Origin of the sequence: Kluyvera sp. Awk 3 (genome assembly GCF_028069715.1) — a bacterium.
GTDB lineage: Bacteria > Pseudomonadota > Gammaproteobacteria > Enterobacterales > Enterobacteriaceae > Kluyvera > Kluyvera georgiana_A.
The window spans coordinates 19,804-38,356 of sequence record NZ_JANEWH010000036.1 but is presented as its reverse complement, the minus strand read 5'-3'; the positions used below and the strand labels follow the sequence as shown (position 1 = coordinate 38,356).

The following is an 18,553-nucleotide window of genomic DNA, read 5'->3' as shown; positions in this document are numbered from 1 at the left end:
GACATATCTTTAAACGCTCTTTATTCCATAGGTGCTTAAAGTTTATTTTCACTTGTAACCACAATAGGTTATAAAACCCCGCATTTCCGCGCTCTGCGCGCCGTTCTACGTGGATGGTATTAAATTAAAGAATTTGTGACATATCGCAAATTAGCAGACATCAAAACGGGACATAACTTGCAATACATAGGCATTTGACCGACCTTTGTAGGGATTAATTACGAAGCGCAAAAAAAATCTCGTTTTCCAATCCTCACAGTGAAGTGATTAGCTATGTTGATTCCGTCAAAACTAAGTCGACCAGTCCGTCTCGAACACACGGTGATTCGCGATCGGCTGTTGGCGAAACTTTCCGGCGCGAACAATTATCGTCTGGCGCTGATAACCAGTCCGGCTGGCTATGGAAAGACCACGCTCGTATCACAATGGGCGGCAGGAATGAGTGACCTTGGTTGGTATTCGCTGGATGAAGGCGATAACCAACAGGAGCGCTTTGCCAGCTACCTGATCGCGGCTATCCAGCAGGCGACGGGCGGCCATTGCGAGGCCAGCGAAAACATGGTGCAAAAGCGCCAGTACGCGAGCCTCAGCTCCCTTTTCGCACAACTGTTTATTGAACTCAGCGAGTGGCAACGTCCGCTGTATCTGGTGATCGATGATTACCACCTGATTACCAACCCGGTGATCCACGATGCCATGCGTTTCTTCCTGCGCCATCAGCCGGAAAATTTGACGCTGGTCGTGCTATCGCGCAATCTGCCGCAGTTGGGTATCGCCAACCTGCGCGTGCGCGATCAATTGCTGGAGATCGGCAGCCAGCAGCTCTCCTTTACGCATGCGGAAACCAAACAATTCTTCGACTGCCGCTTAGCCGCGCCCATCGAAGCGGCGGAAAGCAGCCGTCTGTGCGACGACGTCGCCGGCTGGGCGACCGCGCTCCAGCTGATCGCGCTCTCCGCGCGTCAGCGTAATAACGCCACCCAGCATTCTGCGCGTCGTCTGGCGGGGATTAACGCCAGCCATCTGTCCGATTACCTGGTGGATGAAGTACTGGATAACGTCGATTCGCAAACACGCAACTTCCTGCTGAAAAGCTCGCTGCTGCGCTCCATGAACGATGCGCTCATCGCTCGCGTGACCGGTGAAGAAAACGGCCAGATGCGCCTTGAAGAGATTGAACGCCAGGGGCTGTTTATTCAGCGCATGGATAACTCCGGTGAGTGGTTCAACTATCACCCGCTGTTCTGTAGCTTCCTGCGTCAACGTTGCCAGTGGGAACTGGCCACTGAGCTGCCGGAAATCCACCGCGCAGCGGCGGAAAGCTGGATGGCGCAAGGCTTCCCAAGCGAAGCTATCCATCACGCGCTGGCGGCTGGCGACCCGAAAATGCTGCGCGATATTCTGCTGAATCACGCCTGGGGTCTGTTCCACCACAGCGAGCTGGCGCTGCTTGAAGAGTCGCTCTCCGCGCTGCCGTGGGAAAGCTTGCTGGAAAACCCGCGTCTGGTGCTGCTCCAGGCCTGGCTGATGCAAAGCCAGCACCGCTACAGTGAAGTGAACACCCTGCTGGCTCGCGCCGAGCAGGAGATGACGTTTGAAATGGATACCTCGCTGCACGGCGATTTCAACGCCCTGCGCGCACAGGTGGCGATCAACGACGGCGATCAGGACGAAGCCGAACGTCTGTCGACCGTGGCGCTGGAAGAGCTGCCGCTGGCTAATTTCTACAGCCGTATTGTTGCCACCTCTGTGCATGGTGAAGTGCTGCACTGCAAGGGGCAACTCAGCCAGTCCATCGCCGTCATGCAGCAAACAGAACAGATGGCGCGCCGCCACGATATCTGGCACTACGCGCTGTGGAGTCTGATTCAACAAAGCGAAATTTTGTTTGCCCAGGGCTTCTTACAAGCCGCCTGGGAGTGTCAGGAAAAAGGTTTCCAGCTGATTCGCGAGCAGCATCTGGAACAGCTGCCGATGCATGAATTCCTGCTGCGCATCCGCGCGCAGCTGCTGTGGGCGTGGGCGCGTCTCGACGAGGCGGAAACTGCTGCCCGCACCGGTATAGAAGTGTTGAGTGGCTTCCAACCGCAGCAGCAGCTCCAGTGCCTGACGTTACAGGTACAATGCTCGCTGGCACGCGGCGACCTGGATAACGCCCGCAACCACCTGAACCGTCTTGAAAATCTGCTCGGCAACGGTGCCTATCACAGCGACTGGGTTTCCAACGCGGATAAGGTTCGCGTCATCTACTGGCAGATGGTCGGCGATAAAAAAGCGGCCGCCAACTGGCTGCGACACACGCCGAAGCCGGAGTTCGCCAACAACCACTTCCTGCAGGGTCAGTGGCGTAACATTGCCCGCGCGCAGATTCTGCTGGGCGAGTTCGACTCCGCGGAAATGGTGCTCGAAGAGCTGAATGAGAATGCCCGTGGGCTGCGCCTGATGAGCGATCTCAACCGCAACCTGCTGCTGCTCAACCAGCTGCACTGGCAAGCGGGTAATAAGAATGAAGCCCAGCGCGTGCTGCTGGAGGCGCTCCAGCTCGCCAACCGCACCGGGTTCATCAGCCACTTTGTGATTGAAGGCGAAGCGATGGCCCAGCAGCTACGCCAGCTGATTCAGCTGAATACGCTGCCAGAGCTGGACCAGCATCGTGCCCAGCGCATTCTGCGTGAAATCAACCAGCACCATCGTCATAAGTTCGCCCACTTCGACGAAAGCTTCGTCGAGCGCCTGCTGAACCACCCGGAAGTGCCGGAGCTCATCCGTACCAGCCCGCTCACCCAGCGCGAGTGGCAGGTGCTGGGGCTTATCTATTCAGGCTATAGCAACGAACAAATTGCCGGTGAACTGGACGTGGCGGCAACCACCATCAAAACCCATATCCGTAATCTTTATCAGAAGCTTGGCGTGGCGCACCGTCAGGATGCGGTGCAGCACGCACAGCAGCTGCTGAAGATGATGGGGTATGGCGTTTAATAAAAAAGGAGAAACGGTTTACGTTTCTCCTTTCCGACCACTGCCTGATAGCGCGAAGCTTATCAGGCCTTAGCACAGCTCCAGCTGCACCTCATTTTCGGCAATCACCTGCATCACGCCCGGCGGCGGTAGCACGTCGGTGTATACCGCATCCACCATGCTGATACTGCCCATATTGACCATCGCGTTACGACCAAATTTCGAATGGTCGACAACCAGAATGACGTGGCGGGAATTATCAATAATCGCACGCTTGGTGCGCACCTCGTGATAGTCAAACTCCAGCAGCGAACCGTCGCTGTCGATGCCGCTGATGCCGAGAATGCCGAAGTCGAGGCGGAACTGGGAGATGAAGTCCAGCGTCGCCTCGCCGATGATACCGCCATCGCGGCTTCGCAGCTCACCGCCTGCCAGAATAATGCGAAAATCTTCTTTCACCATCAACGTGTTAGCCACGTTAAGGTTGTTGGTCACGATGCGCAGGTCGCTGTGATTAAGCAGCGCGTGGGCCACCGCTTCCGGGGTCGTACCGATGTCGATAAACAGCGCCGAGCCGTTCGGGATCTGGCTTGCCACCTTCTGTGCGATACGCTCTTTCTCAGCCGTTTGCGTCGCTTTTCTATCGTGCCATGAGGCGTTGACCGAGCTCGACGGCAACGCCGCGCCGCCGTGATGGCGCAAGATTTTTTTCTGTTCCGCAAGGTCATTCAAATCGCGACGAATGGTCTGGGGGCTGACGGAAAAGTGCTCCACCAGCTCTTCCGTACTGACATAGCCCTGGAGTTTGACCAGTTCGATTATCGCGTCATGACGTTGTGTTTGTTTCATGATGAATCCCTGGAAAATTATGCTCGCTTTCGCACATTAAGCGTATCGACGAAGGCCATAGCCAGACCAATCACCAGCCCGGTGACGTGCGCGCCGTTCGCAATCGACATCCCAAAAACGTTGAACCACCCGGCAACCAGCCAGACCAATGAGAACATAATCAGCCCGCGCGGCAGGAAAATGCCGCTCTGCGGGTCGCGCTCACCGCGCAGCCAGGCGTAGCCCATCAAGGCATAGACCACACCGGAAAGTCCGCCAAACCACGGACCGCTAAACTGATGCTGAATAAAGCCGCTCAGCAGCGCGCTGATAACGGTAATCACCACCAGTTTGCCGCTGCCAATGCGCTTCTCTATCGCGCCGCCAAGGTACCACCACCATAGCAGGTTAAAGAGGATATGAACGAACGAGAAATGCATGAATGCGTGGGTAAAATAGCGCCAGACTTCAAATTTCAGCGAATCGTCGTACGGCCAGGCGAGCCAAATCATGACCGGCTGATCGCCGATGACGCTCATCAGAATAAAGACCAGAATGCAGACCGCCATGATGCTCATCGTCACCGGGCCAGCACCGGCTTTCAGCGTGGCAAGGAAAGGAAAACGACGATAGTGCAGGCCGCTGTTGGTCTGCCCGGACTGCCAGCTCGCCGCCAGGTAGCGCGGATCGGCCGGGTTCTCAAGAAAGCGCTCCAGCTCGTCGCGCACGCGGGCCTCCTGCGCTTCATCAGAAAGCCAGACATCGCTGCGCGTATGCTGCTGGATAGTCAGAATAACCCCCTGCGTCGCCATATAGTCAACAAAGGCCTGGGCCACGCGCGGGTTGGTAAAAGAGGTGATCATCAACATTCAGCAGGTCGCTTCTATTCCACACAAAAGGGGACAGTATATACCCAAACTCTGACAGATACGTTGCAAAGGCGCGCAATGACCGCCTGACAGCAGGCGGTATCAGGAATGGGCGAACGCAGCCGTCTTAGAAAGCCGCGTGCTCCACCTCAGCGGGGAAGTGACGGTGCCAGGCATCAAAGCCGCCGTCGACGCTGTAGACCTGGTCATAACCCTGCTGCAACAGGTACTGCGCAGCACCTTTGCTGCTGTTGCCGTGATAGCACATCACCATCACCGGCGTTTCAAAATCGTTATCACGCATAAACGCGCCCAGCGTGTCGTTAGTCAGATGAAACGCGCCTGGGGTATGGCCCATCGCAAAGCTCTGCGGGTCGCGAATATCCACCAGCACAGCGGTGCTTTGCTGCAGCTTTTGGTGCGCCTGTTCTACGTTAATACATTCAAACTGTTCCATGGTGCTCTCTTATCTTTATGGCAGGTATTGTCTTGCTGGCGATATTTTACCGCCAAGTGTACGTCCTCAGGCCACGTAAACGCCAATATGTTATGTACATCACTCTAAAATGTTTTTTCAATGTTACCAAAAGCGCGTTTACTTGCTATTATGAGCGATATCGAACATTAATGAGCTATAACGAAAGTCCCTGAGGTAGCAATAATGGAAACCAAAGATCTGATTGTGATAGGTGGCGGTATCAACGGTGCGGGCATTGCGGCTGACGCAGCGGGGCGCGGATTATCCGTGCTGATGCTGGAAGCCAGAGATCTGGCCTGCGCCACGTCGAGCGCCAGCTCGAAACTGATCCATGGCGGCCTGCGCTACCTTGAACACTACGAATTCCGTCTGGTCAGCGAAGCGCTGGCCGAGCGTGAAGTACTGCTGAAAATGGCCCCGCACATCGCCATTCCGATGCGTTTTCGTCTGCCGCACCGCCCGCATCTGCGCCCGGCATGGATGATCCGTACCGGTCTGTTTATGTACGATCACCTGGGTAAGCGCACCAGCCTGCCCGCTTCTACCGGTTTGCGTTTTGGCGCAGAATCGGTCCTGAAGCCGGAAATCGTGCGCGGTTTCGAATATTCCGACTGCTGGGTCGATGATGCTCGTCTGGTACTGGCTAACGCGCAAATGGTGGTAAAAAAAGGCGGTGAAGTCCGAACCCGTACTCGCGCAATCTCAGCGAAACGCGAAAACGGCCTGTGGGTGGTGGAAGCGGAAGATATCGACAGCGGCGAAAAATTCCGCTGGCAGGCGCGCGGCCTGGTGAATGCCACCGGTCCGTGGGTCAAACAGTTCTTTGACGACGGGATGCATCTGCCTTCGCCATACGGCATCCGCCTGATCAAGGGCAGTCATATTGTGGTGCCCCGCGTGCACAACCAGAAGCAAGCCTACATTCTGCAAAACGAAGATAAGCGCATCGTGTTTGTGATCCCGTGGATGGACGAATTCTCAATTATTGGCACTACCGACGTGGAGTACCACGGCGATCCGAAAAACGTCGAAATCGACGAAAGCGAGATTAGCTATCTGCTGAAAGTCTACAACGGGCACTTTAAGAAACAGCTCGCTCGTGAAGATATCGTCTGGACCTACTCCGGCGTGCGCCCGCTGTGTGACGACGAGTCGGATTCTCCGCAGGCGATCACCCGCGACTATACGCTGGATATCCATGACGACCACGGCAAAGCGCCGCTGCTGTCGGTGTTTGGCGGCAAGCTCACCACCTACCGCAAGCTGGCAGAACACGCGCTCGAGAAACTGGCCCCATACTATCAGGGCATTGGCCCGGCCTGGACCAAAGGCGCGGTGCTGCCGGGCGGTGAGATTGGCAGCGATCGTGACGACTACGCGGCGAAGCTGCGCCGCCGTTATCCGTTCATCAGCGAGTCACTGGCCCGCCATTTCGCCCGCACCTACGGCAGCAACAGCGAGCTGATTATTGGCGATGCGAAGGATATTGCCGGGCTGGGTGAAGATTTCGGCCATGAGTTTTACGAAGCGGAGCTGCGTTACCTGGTCGAACACGAGTGGGTGCGTCGCCTCGACGATGCTATCTGGCGCCGGACTAAGCAGGGAATGTGGCTGAACGCCGAACAGCAGTCACGGATTAGCGCATGGCTGGTAAAAACGCTGGGAAAGCCTGAATTGTCGCTGGCGTCGTAAGCAAGCAGGGAAAAAGAAACGGGGCCAATTGGCCCCGTTTGACGTTTACAGCCTCACCGGTTCGATATACCAGATATGCTCGGCATACTCTTTGATCGTGCGGTCAGAGGAGAAGTAGCCCATGTTGGCGATGTTGTGCATCGCTTTGGTGGTCCACTGCTCCGGCTCCTGATACAGCTCATCGACCCTGTCCTGACAGTCCACATAGCTGCGGAAGTCGGCCAGCACCTGATAGTGGTCGCCGAAGTTAATCAGCGAATCCACCAGGTCGCGGTAGCGGCCCGGCTCGCTCGGGCTGAACACGCCGGTGGCGATTTGCGTCAGCACCTGGCGTAGCTCTTCATCCTGCTCGTAGAAGTCACGCGGACTGTAGCCTTTGCGGCGCAGCGCCTCCACCTCTTCAGCCGTGTTGCCAAAGATAAAGAAGTTATCCGCCCCAACGTGCTCCTGCATCTCCACGTTAGCGCCGTCCAGCGTACCGATGGTTAACGCACCGTTGAGCGCAAACTTCATGTTACTGGTGCCGGAGGCTTCCGTCCCCGCCAGCGAAATCTGCTCGGAAAGATCGGCCGCCGGAATGATCATCTGCGCCAGGCTCACGCTGTAGTTCGGGATAAACACCACCTTGAGCTTATCGCCAATCTGCGGATCGTTGTTGATCACGTCCGCCACGTCGTTGATCAGGTGAATGATGTGCTTCGCCATGTAGTAGGCCGACGCCGCTTTACCGGCGAAGATATTCACCCGCGGTACCCACTTCGCATCCGGCTCGGCCTTGATGCGGTTGTAGCGAGCGATCACGTGCAGCACGTTTATCAGCTGACGCTTATATTCGTGGATGCGCTTGATCTGCACGTCAAACAGCGCGTGGGGATTCACCACCACGTTCAGGTTCTGGGCAATAAACGCCGCGAGGCGCTTTTTGTTCTCCAGCTTGGCGTGCTGCACCGCCTGATTCACCTTCGGATAATCGATGTGCTGTTCCAGCTCGCTCAACTGACTGAGATCCGAACGCCAGGTCTGGCCGATATTTTCGTCCAACACACCGGAGAGCGCCGGGTTCGCCAGCGCCAGCCAGCGGCGCGGGGTCACGCCGTTAGTGACGTTGGTAAAGCGGGTCGGGAAGATAGCGGCGAAGTCGGCGAACAGCGACTGCACCATCAGGTTCGAGTGCAGTTCAGAAACGCCGTTGACCTTCTTACTCACTACCACCGCCAGCCACGCCATGCGTACGCGGCGGCCGTTGGACTCGTCGATGATCGACGTGCGGCTCAGCAGTGCGGTATCGTTCGGGTACTGCTCCTGCAGCGTCTTCAGGAAGTAGTCGTTAATCTCGAAGATAATCTGCAAATGACGCGGCAGAATTTTGCCGAGCATGTCCACCGGCCAGGTTTCCAGCGCTTCGCTCATCAGCGTGTGGTTGGTGTACGAGAAGACCTGACAGGTGACGTTAAACGCGTCGTCCCAGCTGAACTTGTGCTCGTCAATCAGCAGGCGCATCAGCTCAGGAATCGACAGCACCGGATGAGTGTCGTTGAGGTGGATGGCAATTTTATCCGCCAGGTTGTCATAGGTTTTATGCAACATGTAGTGGCGATTTAAAATGTCCTGCACCGTGGCGGAGACCAGGAAGTACTCCTGACGCAGGCGCAGCTCGCGCCCGGAATAGGTGGAATCATCCGGGTAGAGCACGCGGGATACGTTCTCCGAGTGGTTTTTATCCTCCACCGCGGCGAAGTAATCGCCCTGGTTAAATTTACCCAGGTTGATTTCGCTACTGGCCTGGGCGTTCCACAGACGCAGCGTGTTGGTCGCGTCGGTGTCGTAGCCGGGGATAATTTGATCGTAGGCGACCGCCAGGATCTCTTCGGTCTCCAGCCAGCGGCTGGTTTTGCCTTCCATCTGCACGCGGCCACCGAAACGCACTCTGTAGCGGGTGTTATGGCGCGGGAACTCCCACGGGTTACCGTACTCCAGCCAGTAATCCGGCGACTCTTTCTGACGACCGTCGACGATGTTCTGCTTAAACATGCCGTAATCATAGCGAATACCGTAGCCGCGCCCCGGCAGCGCCAGCGTCGCCAGCGAGTCAAGGAAGCAGGCCGCCAGACGGCCCAGACCGCCGTTGCCAAGGCCCGGGTCGTTCTCTTCGTCGATCAGCTCTTCGAGGTCTAACCCCATACCTTCCAGCGCGTTTTTCACGTCGTCATACAGGCCTAACGACAACAGCGCATTGGAAAGCGTGCGGCCAATCAAAAACTCCATCGACAGGTAGTAGACCTGTCGCGTTTCCTGGGAAAGCTGAGCGCGGTTCGAGCGCAACCAGCGTTCAACCAGACGATCGCGAACGGCAAACAGGGTGGCGTTCAGCCATTCGTGTTTGTTGGCGATAGCCGGATCTTTCCCGATGATGAACATCAGCTTATAGGCAATAGAGTGCTTCAGTGCCTCAACGCTGAGGGTCGGTGATGCATACGTAAAGGGTGCATTCATAACTCAGATCCCCGTAGTTAGATCAGGCGTTGGTAAAGCTCACGATAAGAGTGCGCAGCAACCTGCCAGCTAAAATCCATGTTCATCGCCTGACGTTGTACATAGCGCCAGAGCGACGGACGAGACCATAATACGAAAGCACGGCGGATGGCTCTGAGCAGCGACCAGGCGTTGCTGTCTTCAAAGACAAAACCGCTGGCGATACCGTCAGCCAGGTTTTCCAGCGAGCTATCCGCCACGGTATCCGCCAGACCACCGGTACGACGGACCAACGGCAGCGTGCCGTACTTCAGACCGTAAAGCTGCGTTAAGCCGCATGGCTCAAAGCGGCTCGGCACCAGGATGACATCCGCGCCGCCGATAATGCGGTGCGAGAACGCTTCGTGGTAGCCAATCTGTACGCCCACCTGCCCCGGATGTTCTGCGGCGGCGGCGAGAAAACCTTCCTGCAATACCGGATCGCCCGCGCCTAGCAGCGCCAACTGACCGCCCTGCTCCAGCAGGCCCGGCAGGGCTTCCAGCACCAGATCCAGCCCTTTCTGGCTGGTGAGGCGGCTGACCACGGCAAACAGCGGCGCGGTGTCGCTGACCTTCAGTCCCATCGCAATCTGGAGCTGCCGTTTGTTCTCCGCTTTCTTCTCTAGCGTATCGCGGCTATAGCTTGCTGGCAGCAGCAGGTCTTTTTCCGGACTCCAGACGTTGTCATCCACGCCGTTGAGAATCCCCGACAGACGGCCTTCTTTATGCCGTTGACGCAGCAGCCCTTCCATACCGTAGGCAAACTGCGGTTCGGTAATCTCCCGGGCGTAGGTTGGGCTGACGGCGGTAATATGATCCGCGAAGAACAGCCCCGCTTTCAGGAACGAAATCTGCCCGTGGAATTCCAGCCCGTGCATGTTGAAGTATTCTGCCGGCAGCTGGATTTCATCCATATGGTGGCTGTAAAACAGCCCCTGATACGCCAGATTATGTACCGTAAACACCGATTTCGCCGGGCGACCGCGGGCCGCCAGATAGGCTGGGGCCAGGCCCGCGTGCCAGTCGTGGGCATGCACCACGTCCGGACGCCAGAACGGATCCAGACCGCAGGCCATTTCGCTGCCCACCCAGCCCAACAGCGCAAAGCGCTTCACGTTATCGGGATAGGCGTTCAGGTGCGTGTCGTGATACGGGCTCCCAGGGCGATCGTAGAGATGCGGCGCATCAATCAGGTAAATACCAACGCCGTTATAGTGGCCGAACAGCAGCGTAATGCGCCCGGCGAACGTATCACGACGCGTCACCACTTTAGCATCCGTAATCCCGCGGCGAATATCCGGAAACGCGGGTAACAGCACGCGAGCGTCAGTCCCTTCGGCAATCTGTGCCGCCGGCAGCGCGCCGATAACATCCGCAAGGCCACCCGTTTTTAATAACGGGAACATCTCAGAACAAACGTGTAAAACCTGCATTATCGCTCCTGTTTGTACCCCAGCTGCCGCAACATCTCGCGCGTTACCAGCACGATCCCTTCTTCTGAACGGTAGAAGCGACGCGCATCCTCTTCCGCATCTTCACCGATCACCATGCCTTCTGGAATCACGCAGGCCCGGTCGATGACGCAGCGACGCAGGCGTGAGGAGCGCCCGACCCACACATCTGGCAGTAAGACTGCCGAATCAATGTTACAGAACGAGTTCACGCGCACGCGTGGGAACAGCACCGACTGCACCACCACCGAACCGGAAATAATACAGCCGCCGGAGACCAGCGAGTTCAGGGTCATGCCGTGGCTGCCGGAGCGGTCCTGGACGAACTTCGCCGGAGGCAGGGACTCCATATGGGTACGGATTGGCCAGTGCTGGTCGTACATATCCAGCTCTGGGGTCACCGACGCCAGGTCGAGGTTCGCTTTCCAGTAGGCTTCCAGGGTTCCCACATCGCGCCAGTACGGTTCGGCATCCGGGTCGGACTGTACGCAGGACAGCGGGAAAGGATGTGCATAAGCCGCGCCAGCTTTGGTAATTAACGGAATTAAATCTTTGCCGAAGTCGTGGCTGGAGTTTTCGTTGACGTCATCCTGCTCCAGCAGTTCATAAAGGTAATCCGCATCAAAGACATAGATCCCCATGCTGGCGAGCGATTTGCTTGGGTCGCTCGGCATGGCTGGCGGGTTAGCCGGTTTTTCCACGAAGTCGATAATCTTGTCGTTTTCGTCAACCGCCATGACGCCGAACGCCGATGCCTCTTCGATGGGCACCGGAATGCACGCCACGGTGCAACGCGCGCCTTTTTCGACGTGGTCGATCAGCATGCGCGAGTAATCTTGTTTGTAGATGTGGTCACCGGCGAGGATCACCACATACTCCGCTTTATAGCGGCGAATAATGTCGAGGTTCTGGGTCACCGCATCGGCGGTACCGCGATACCAGTTTTCACCGTGCATCCGCTGCTGAGCCGGCAGCAGATCCACAAATTCGTTCATCTCTTCGCTGAAGAAGGACCAGCCGCGCTGGATGTGCTGCACCAGCGTGTGGGACTGGTACTGCGTAATCACGCCGATACGGCGGATCCCGGAGTTCAGGCAGTTAGATAATGCAAAGTCGATAATGCGGAATTTACCGCCGAAGTGGACAGCGGGTTTTGCCCGTTTATTGGTGAGATCCTTTAATCGCGTTCCGCGTCCGCCCGCCAGAATCAGGGCGACGGATTTGATAGGTAACTGGCGAGCCAGCATTAAGGGATCGTTTTTTTCTAGCCTAACCATGATTAACTCCTTTTGTTGCTCGTCCTTCCGGGTTATTAGGTAGTCCCCGCACAGGTGCGGGGTTCCGGGTAATTCAGAGACTATGACCTTTGAAATACGCACACTCCGTGCGCGGGCCCATGCCAGACAGCCATGACTACCGGCGCTTCATCGCCGGTAAATGGAGGAACGGCGCGCCACTCCCCCACGGGTAACTTCAGGTTTGCCACGTCCTGCGTCGCATTGAGCGTAATGAGCCAGCGATCGGAAAGCAGAATCTGCATCCGGCGCGCCCCGTGCTGCCACTCCTCGGCAGACAGCGGCTGCGCGTCCTGATTGAGCCATTGAACGTTACCGTCGCCCTCCTGCCACCAGCGATCGTCCGTTAAGGCCGGAATTTGCTGGCGCAGATGGATTAGAGCGGCGGTAAAGTCGGTCAGCGCATCATCCGCGTTTTCCCAATCAAGCCAGGTCAACGAATTGTCCTGGCAGTAGGCATTGTTGTTACCTTGCTGGCTGTGACCGTGTTCGTCACCGGCCAGCAACATTGGCGTTCCCTGCGATAACAGCAGCGTTGTCAGCAGCGCCTGAACGCTACCCTGCCGACGCGCCATTACATCCAGGTTTGCTTCCAATCCTTCGATACCATGATTATTGCTATGGTTATTGCTGGTTCCGTCACGATTCTCTTCGCCGTTGGCGTCGTTGTGCTTATTGTTAAAGCTCACACAATCGCGCAGGGTGAAGCCATCGTGAGCGGTGACCAGGTTGATGGCCGCGTGCGGTTGCCTCTCCTGATGCTGAAAGACGTCGCTAGAGGCGGCGAAGCGCTGGGCAAATTCCCCCAGCGACAGCGACTCCTCAAGCCAGAAGCGACGCATAGCATCACGGAAACGGTCATTCCACTCGCTGAAACCGGGCGGGAAGTTCCCCACCTGGTAGCCACCGTCGCCGATATCCCACGGTTCAGCAATCAGCTTCACCGTCGACAGTACCGGGTCGTCATGGATAGCCTTAAACAGCGGCGCATCCTGACGATAGCCCGGCGTTCGGCCAATCACCGACGCTAAATCAAAACGAAAACCATCAACGTGGCAGACGTCAACCCAGAATCGCAGGCACTGACGGGCGTATTCCACGACGCCCGGGTGACTGAGATTCAGCGTGTTGCCGCAGCCCGTCCAGTTGTGATAATCGCCATCTTCTCTCAACCAATAATAGCTGCGGTTATCAATCCCCCGCAGCGAGAAGGTCTGACAATGCAGATCCAACTCGGCGCTGTGATTCAGCACCACATCGAGGATCACCTCGATACCGGCCTGATGCAGCGCTTTTACCGCATCGCGAAACTCGTCCAGCGCGTGCTCGGGCGCGCTGGCGTAACGCGGCGACAGGGCAAACATCGCCAGCGGGTTGTAGCCCCAGTAGTTGCGCAGCCCCATCCGCAGTAGACGCTGTTCGCTGGCAAAATGCGCCACCGGCAGCAGCTCCAGCGCCGTGATGCCAAGCCGCTTGAAGTAGTCGATCATGACCGGGTGGCCCAGCGCCTTATAGGTTCCGCGGATGGCATCCGGCAGCCCCGGGTGGCGCAGGGTCAGCCCTTTGACGTGCGCTTCGTAGATAACGGTTTTACCCCACGCGGTGCGCGGTGCGGCTTCGTCCTGCCAGTCGTACGCCAGGTCTACGACCACCGATTTTGGCGCCACCGGCGCGCTGTCGCGTTCATCCGGCGCATCGTAGCCATCGTGAAAACGCGGGTCGTCTACCGGGTCGCCCTCGGCGCGAAAACAGCACGGGTCCAGCAGCAGCTTTGCCGGGTTAAATCGGTAGCCCTGCTGCGGATCCCACGGGCCATGCACCCGATAACCGTAACGTAAGCCGGGGCCCGCATAGGGCAAATAGCCGTGCCAGACGTCGCCGCTCCGGGCGGGAAGGTCATAGCGCGACTCGTTGCCCTGCGCGTCAAACACGCAGAGTTCTACCCGCTGGGCATGCGCCGAAAAAAGCGTGAAGTTCACGCCTTCGCCGTCAAAGCTGGCGCCGAGCGGCGCGGGTTTCCCTGCTGCGAGTTGCCCCATGTGGTTAATCCCCTTCCCGTACCAGCCAGATAGTCGACAGCGGCGGCAGCGTCAGGCTCAGCGACTGCGGGCGACCATGGCTTTCGAGATTATCGCTATGCACCACGCCGCCGTTACCGGCGTTGCTGCCGTGGTAATGGGCAGAATCGGTATTCAGCACTTCACGCCAGCGCCCCGGCTGATTAATGCCGAAGCGATAGTCGTGGCGCGGCACCGGCGTAAAGTTACTGACCACAATCACTTCGTTCCCGGCTTTGTCGCGGCGGACAAAAGCGAATACCGAACGCGCGTGGTCATCAACCACCAGCCATTCAAACCCGTACGGGTCGAAGTCCAGCTCGTGCATCGCTTTATGGTGGCGATAGGTATGGTTGAGGTCGCGCACCAGACGCTGTACCCCGTGATGCCAGTTATCGTCGCCTTCCAGCAGATGCCAGTCGAGGCTGCCGTCAAAGTTCCATTCGCGGCCCTGAGCAAACTCATCGCCCATAAACAGCAGCTTTTTGCCCGGGAAAGCGAACATCCAGCCGTAGTAGGCGCGCAGGTTGGCGAACTTCTGCCACGCGTCGCCCGGCATACGGTCAAGAATGGATTTTTTACCGTGGACCACTTCGTCATGCGATAACGGCAACACGAAGTTTTCCGTGTAGTTGTACAGCATGCCGAAGGTCATTTTGTCGTGATGGTACTGGCGATGAACCGGATCGAGCTTCATGTAGTCCAGGGTGTCGTGCATCCAGCCCAGGTTCCACTTAAACCAGAAGCCCAGACCGCCCATATCGGACGGGCGTGAGACGCCGGCAAAGTCGGTCGACTCTTCCGCCATACTCACCGCGCCGGGAACCTGCTCGCCCAACACGCGGTTGGTCTGACGCAGAAACTCAATCGCTTCAAGGTTTTCGCGGCCACCGAACTCATTCGGGATCCACTCGCCCTCTTTACGAGAGTAGTCGCGGTAAATCATTGACGCCACCGCATCGACGCGCAGCGCATCAATACCGAAGCGCTCCACCCAGTACAAGGCGTTGCCCGTCAGGAAGTTACTCACTTCACGGCGGCCATAGTTATAAATCAGGGTATTCCAGTCCTGATGGTAGCCTTCACGCGGGTCGCTGTGCTCGTACAGGTTGGTACCGTCAAACTCGGCCAGCGCGAAATCATCCGAAGGGAAGTGCCCCGGCACCCAGTCGAGAATGACGTTCAGACCGGCGGCGTGCGCGGCGTTGATGAAGTAGCGGAAGTCTTCTCGCGTACCGAAGCGGCGGGTTGGCGCATACAGCCCGGTGGGCTGATAGCCCCAGCTGCCGTCAAACGGGTGCTCGTTAACCGGCAGCAGCTCCAGATGGGTGAAGCCCATCCATTTAGCGTACGGCACCAGCTGCTCGGCCAGCTCGCGGTAGCTCAGCCAGTAGTTGTTGTCGGTATGACGGCGCCAGGAACCCAGGTGCACCTCGTAGATAGAGATAGGGGCGTCGAACTGGTTGGCTTTTTTGCGTTCTTCGCTCTGCTCAACTTTTGGCGGCAGCCCGCAGATCAGCGATGCCGTTTCCGGTCGCATCTGAGCTTCAAAGGCATAAGGGTCTGCTTTAATCCGCAACGCGCCGCGAGCGTCGATCATCTCAAATTTATACAGCTGACCGTTGTGTGCGCCGGGGATGAACAGCTCCCAAATTCCGGTTTCCCGACGCAGACGCATCGGGTGACGGCGGCCATCCCAGTAGTTAAACTGCCCGACGACGGAAACGCGCTGGGCGTTAGGCGCCCAGACCGCAAAGCGAGTCCCGGTGATGCCGTCCATCGTGTCCGCATGCGCGCCCAGTTTTTCATACGGGCGCAGGTGGGTACCTTCGGACAGCAACCATGCATCCATTTCCTGGAGCAATGGGCCAAAGCTATAGGGGTCATCAATAAGATTCTGTTGGCCATGCCAAACGACAGCCAACTGATAGCGGAAGAAATTTTTACGACGCGGCAGAATGCCACAAAAGAAACCGCGTGAGTCCACGCACTCCAGCTTGCCCACTTTGCGCCCGGTTTTGGGTTCAATCACCCAAACGTCGGTCGCGTCAGGCAGTAACGCCCGGACTTCCAGCCCTGCTTCCGTTCTGTGCATCCCCAGTACGGAAAAAGGATCCGCAAAATGGCCTGAGATCAGTGCATTAATCACGTCTCTATCAACACGATCAGACATGCTTCATCATCCTTAGTTTTGTATCGCCTCAATCCAATTTAAATGGCGACATTTGTGACCTGAACGGTGCGGCACGAAGTTGTGTGCCTCTCTCGGCCCCGTTCAACCTTCAGTCAAGGTGACAGACCTTGATTAAAGCATAGTCAACGCTTTACCTGACTCCTGAGAGAAAAATAGACATAACTGCGTTTACTCCCTTGTATTACGCAAAAAAAAGGGGTGGTTCGCCACCCCTGATCGATGAATAAATGTTTACGCCAATTGACGTAGCATACGACGCAGCGGCTCGGCTGCGCCCCACAGGAGCTGGTCGCCAACGGTGAACGCTGACAGGTATTCCGGCCCCATATTCAGTTTGCGCAAACGCCCAACTGGCGTGGTCAGCGTACCGGTGACCGCCGCCGGGGTGAGTTCGCGCATCGTGATTTCACGATCGTTTGGCACCACTTTCGCCCACGGATTGTGCGCAGCCAGTAATTCCTCCACAGAACTTATGGAAATATCTTTTTTCAATTTCAGGGTGAATGCTTGGCTGTGGCAACGCAGCGCGCCGATACGTACGCATAACCCATCCACCGGAATCACCGAGGAGGTCGCGAGAATTTTGTTGGTTTCCGCCTGGCCTTTCCACTCTTCACGGCTCTGGCCGTTGTCGAGCTGCTTGTCGATCCACGGAATCAGGCCGCCCGCCAGCGGGACGCCAAAGTTATCAATCGGCAGATCGCCGCTGCGGGTCAAGGTGGTCACTTTGCGTTCGATGTCGAGGATGGCGGAAGCCGGGTCGGCCAGTTCGCTGGCGACGTGGTTGTGCAGCAGGCCCATTTGGGTCAGCAACTCGCGCATGTGGCGCGCGCCGCCGCCGGAAGCCGCCTGATAGGTAGCAACAGAGGCCCACTCAACCAGATCGTTGGCGAAGAGGCCGCCCAGCGACATCAGCATCAGGCTGACGGTGCAGTTACCGCCGACGAAGGTTTTAATCCCGTTGTTCAGACCGTCGGTGATGACCTGCTGGTTCACCGGGTCGAGAATAATGATGGCGTCATCTTTCATGCGCAGCGAGGAGGCGGCGTCAATCCAGTAACCCTGCCAGCCGCTTTCACGCAGCTTAGGATAGATTTCGTTGGTATAATCGCCGCCCTGACAGGTAACAATAATGTCGAGCGCCTTCAGCGCTTCAAGATCATAGGCGTCCTGAAGCTTACCACCGGTGGTGCCGCCGAACGACGGCGCAGCTTGACCTAACTGAGAGGTGGAGAAGAAGACCGGGCGAATGGCGTCAAAGTCGCGCTCTTCAACCATGCGTTGCATGAGTACAGAGCCGACCATCCCGCGCCAGCCGATAAAACCAACATTTTTCATAACGAATTTTCCTGCAGATATGTGCTGTTATTGCTTACCAGTTCCACTGGGCATCCCTTCACATTACAAAAAGCAGCTAAAGTCGCAAGTGAAATTAATCAATGATTGCAAAGCAATCAGAAATGCAACTTATTCCCCCCAGTTATAGGGGGCACATTTATCCACGTTGAACTCCGCAACGCAGACGATGTGTAGAGCAGAAATTCCACAACAATTATCAGGGAATTTGAGTCATGAGTGAAATCTTTTCCGCCGCTGTTTTATTGATCCTGATTATGGATCCACTGGGAAATTTGCCCATTTTTATGTCGGTGCTAAAACACACGGAACCCAAGCGCCGCAAGGCGATCATGATACGTGAGCTTTTAATCGCACTCCTACTGATGCTGATTTTTCTCTTCGCGGGCGAGAAGATTCTGGCGTTTTTAAACCTGCGCGCCGAGACGGTTTCCATCTCCGGCGGCATCATTTTATTCCTGATTGCTATTAAGATGATTTTCCCCAGCGCCACGGGGAACAGCTCGGGGCTACCGGCGGGTGAAGAACCGTTTATTGTCCCGCTTGCCATTCCACTGGTTGCCGGGCCGACGCTGCTGGCGACGCTGATGCTGCTGTCGCATCAGTATCCCAACAATCTGTCGCACCTGGTCATTGCGCTGCTGATTGCCTGGGGGGGCACAGTGGTGATTTTGCTGCAGTCGTCGCTGTTCCTGCGCCTGCTGGGCGAGAAAGGGGTTAACGCGTTAGAGCGTCTGATGGGATTGATTCTGGTGATGATGGCGACCCAGATGTTCCTGGACGGCATTCGGATGTGGATGAAGGGATAATAAATCGTCGCACCGTACAATCCCTCTCCCCATAGGGGAGAGGGAGCACTTCAGG

At 56.9% G+C, this 18,553-nt stretch carries 12 protein-coding genes; 3 read left to right on the top strand and 9 right to left on the bottom strand.

The window, feature by feature from the left end; all coding sequences use genetic code 11:
* The first annotated feature begins 273 nt into the window (after window positions 1–273).
* Window positions 274–2,979, top strand: coding sequence for an HTH-type transcriptional regulator MalT (gene malT / locus NNN71_RS09980; RefSeq protein WP_163446734.1), 2,706 nt, complete (start codon window positions 274–276; stop codon window positions 2,977–2,979).
* A 69-nt stretch (window positions 2,980–3,048) separates the two neighbouring features.
* Here malT and NNN71_RS09975 read toward each other — a convergent pair whose 3' ends face one another.
* The 3 genes from NNN71_RS09975 to glpE form a co-directional block, all read right to left on the bottom strand.
* A complete protein-coding gene (locus NNN71_RS09975; RefSeq protein WP_064541438.1) occupies window positions 3,049–3,807 on the bottom strand; it encodes a DeoR/GlpR family transcriptional regulator in 759 nt (252 codons plus the stop codon).
* Between the two features lie 17 nt (window positions 3,808–3,824).
* Complete coding sequence (gene glpG, locus NNN71_RS09970) at window positions 3,825–4,655, bottom strand: rhomboid family intramembrane serine protease GlpG (protein WP_223803748.1); 831 nt, start codon at window positions 4,653–4,655, stop codon at window positions 3,825–3,827.
* Window positions 4,656–4,782: 127 nt separating this feature from the next.
* Complete coding sequence (gene glpE, locus NNN71_RS09965; RefSeq protein ID WP_064541432.1) at window positions 4,783–5,112, bottom strand: thiosulfate sulfurtransferase GlpE; 330 nt, start codon at window positions 5,110–5,112, stop codon at window positions 4,783–4,785.
* 204 nt (window positions 5,113–5,316) lie between these two features.
* Here glpE and glpD point away from each other — a divergent pair, with 204 nt between their 5' ends.
* The gene (glpD, locus tag NNN71_RS09960) at window positions 5,317–6,825 is read left to right on the top strand and encodes a glycerol-3-phosphate dehydrogenase (RefSeq protein WP_163446738.1); all 1,509 of its coding nucleotides are present in this window, start codon (window positions 5,317–5,319) and stop codon (window positions 6,823–6,825) included.
* A 45-nt stretch (window positions 6,826–6,870) separates the two neighbouring features.
* On the opposite strand, the gene glgP is transcribed toward glpD, so the two are convergent.
* From glgP to asd, 6 genes are all read right to left on the bottom strand, one after another.
* Window positions 6,871–9,318, bottom strand: coding sequence for a glycogen phosphorylase (gene glgP, locus NNN71_RS09955; RefSeq protein WP_271458414.1), 2,448 nt, complete (start codon window positions 9,316–9,318; stop codon window positions 6,871–6,873).
* A 17-nt stretch (window positions 9,319–9,335) separates the two neighbouring features.
* Window positions 9,336–10,769 carry a glycogen synthase GlgA gene (glgA, locus tag NNN71_RS09950; protein ID WP_065356439.1) on the bottom strand — a complete coding sequence of 478 codons (1,434 nt, stop codon included), beginning with the start codon at window positions 10,767–10,769 and terminating at the stop codon, window positions 9,336–9,338.
* Window positions 10,769–12,064 (bottom strand): glucose-1-phosphate adenylyltransferase, encoded by a 1,296-nt coding sequence (gene glgC / locus NNN71_RS09945; RefSeq protein WP_064541420.1) that lies wholly within the window; start codon window positions 12,062–12,064, stop codon window positions 10,769–10,771. Before glgC ends, glgA begins: the two co-directional genes overlap by 1 nt.
* An 80-nt stretch (window positions 12,065–12,144) precedes the next feature.
* Complete coding sequence (gene glgX / locus NNN71_RS09940; protein ID WP_271458413.1) at window positions 12,145–14,121, bottom strand: glycogen debranching protein GlgX; 1,977 nt, start codon at window positions 14,119–14,121, stop codon at window positions 12,145–12,147.
* 4 nt (window positions 14,122–14,125) lie between these two features.
* The gene (glgB, locus tag NNN71_RS09935) at window positions 14,126–16,312 is read right to left on the bottom strand and encodes a 1,4-alpha-glucan branching enzyme (RefSeq protein WP_163446744.1); all 2,187 of its coding nucleotides are present in this window, start codon (window positions 16,310–16,312) and stop codon (window positions 14,126–14,128) included.
* A gap of 252 nt (window positions 16,313–16,564) precedes the next feature.
* The gene (gene asd, locus NNN71_RS09930; RefSeq protein ID WP_223803745.1) at window positions 16,565–17,671 is read right to left on the bottom strand and encodes an aspartate-semialdehyde dehydrogenase; all 1,107 of its coding nucleotides are present in this window, start codon (window positions 17,669–17,671) and stop codon (window positions 16,565–16,567) included.
* A 233-nt stretch (window positions 17,672–17,904) separates the two neighbouring features.
* On the opposite strand from asd, the gene NNN71_RS09925 reads away from it, so the two are divergent.
* A complete protein-coding gene (locus NNN71_RS09925) occupies window positions 17,905–18,498 on the top strand; it encodes a YhgN family NAAT transporter (RefSeq protein WP_035892151.1) in 594 nt (197 codons plus the stop codon).
* Window positions 18,499–18,553: the final 55 nt, after the last annotated feature.

What these genes read in the sequence shown, in the direction of transcription:
- malT (WP_163446734.1), top strand. Translation starts at nt 274, where the DNA reads ATGTTGATTCCGTCAAAACTAAGTCGACCAGTCCGTCTCGAACACACG.
- NNN71_RS09975 (WP_064541438.1), bottom strand. Translation starts at nt 3,807, where the DNA reads ATGAAACAAACACAACGTCATGACGCGATAATCGAACTGGTCAAACTC.
- glpG (WP_223803748.1), bottom strand. Translation starts at nt 4,655, where the DNA reads ATGTTGATGATCACCTCTTTTACCAACCCGCGCGTGGCCCAGGCCTTT.
- glpE (WP_064541432.1), bottom strand. Translation starts at nt 5,112, where the DNA reads ATGGAACAGTTTGAATGTATTAACGTAGAACAGGCGCACCAAAAGCTG.
- glpD (WP_163446738.1), top strand. Translation starts at nt 5,317, where the DNA reads ATGGAAACCAAAGATCTGATTGTGATAGGTGGCGGTATCAACGGTGCG.
- glgP (WP_271458414.1), bottom strand. Translation starts at nt 9,318, where the DNA reads ATGAATGCACCCTTTACGTATGCATCACCGACCCTCAGCGTTGAGGCA.
- glgA (WP_065356439.1), bottom strand. Translation starts at nt 10,769, where the DNA reads ATGCAGGTTTTACACGTTTGTTCTGAGATGTTCCCGTTATTAAAAACG.
- glgC (WP_064541420.1), bottom strand. Translation starts at nt 12,064, where the DNA reads ATGGTTAGGCTAGAAAAAAACGATCCCTTAATGCTGGCTCGCCAGTTA.
- glgX (WP_271458413.1), bottom strand. Translation starts at nt 14,121, where the DNA reads ATGGGGCAACTCGCAGCAGGGAAACCCGCGCCGCTCGGCGCCAGCTTT.
- glgB (WP_163446744.1), bottom strand. Translation starts at nt 16,312, where the DNA reads ATGTCTGATCGTGTTGATAGAGACGTGATTAATGCACTGATCTCAGGC.
- asd (WP_223803745.1), bottom strand. Translation starts at nt 17,671, where the DNA reads ATGAAAAATGTTGGTTTTATCGGCTGGCGCGGGATGGTCGGCTCTGTA.
- NNN71_RS09925 (WP_035892151.1), top strand. Translation starts at nt 17,905, where the DNA reads ATGAGTGAAATCTTTTCCGCCGCTGTTTTATTGATCCTGATTATGGAT.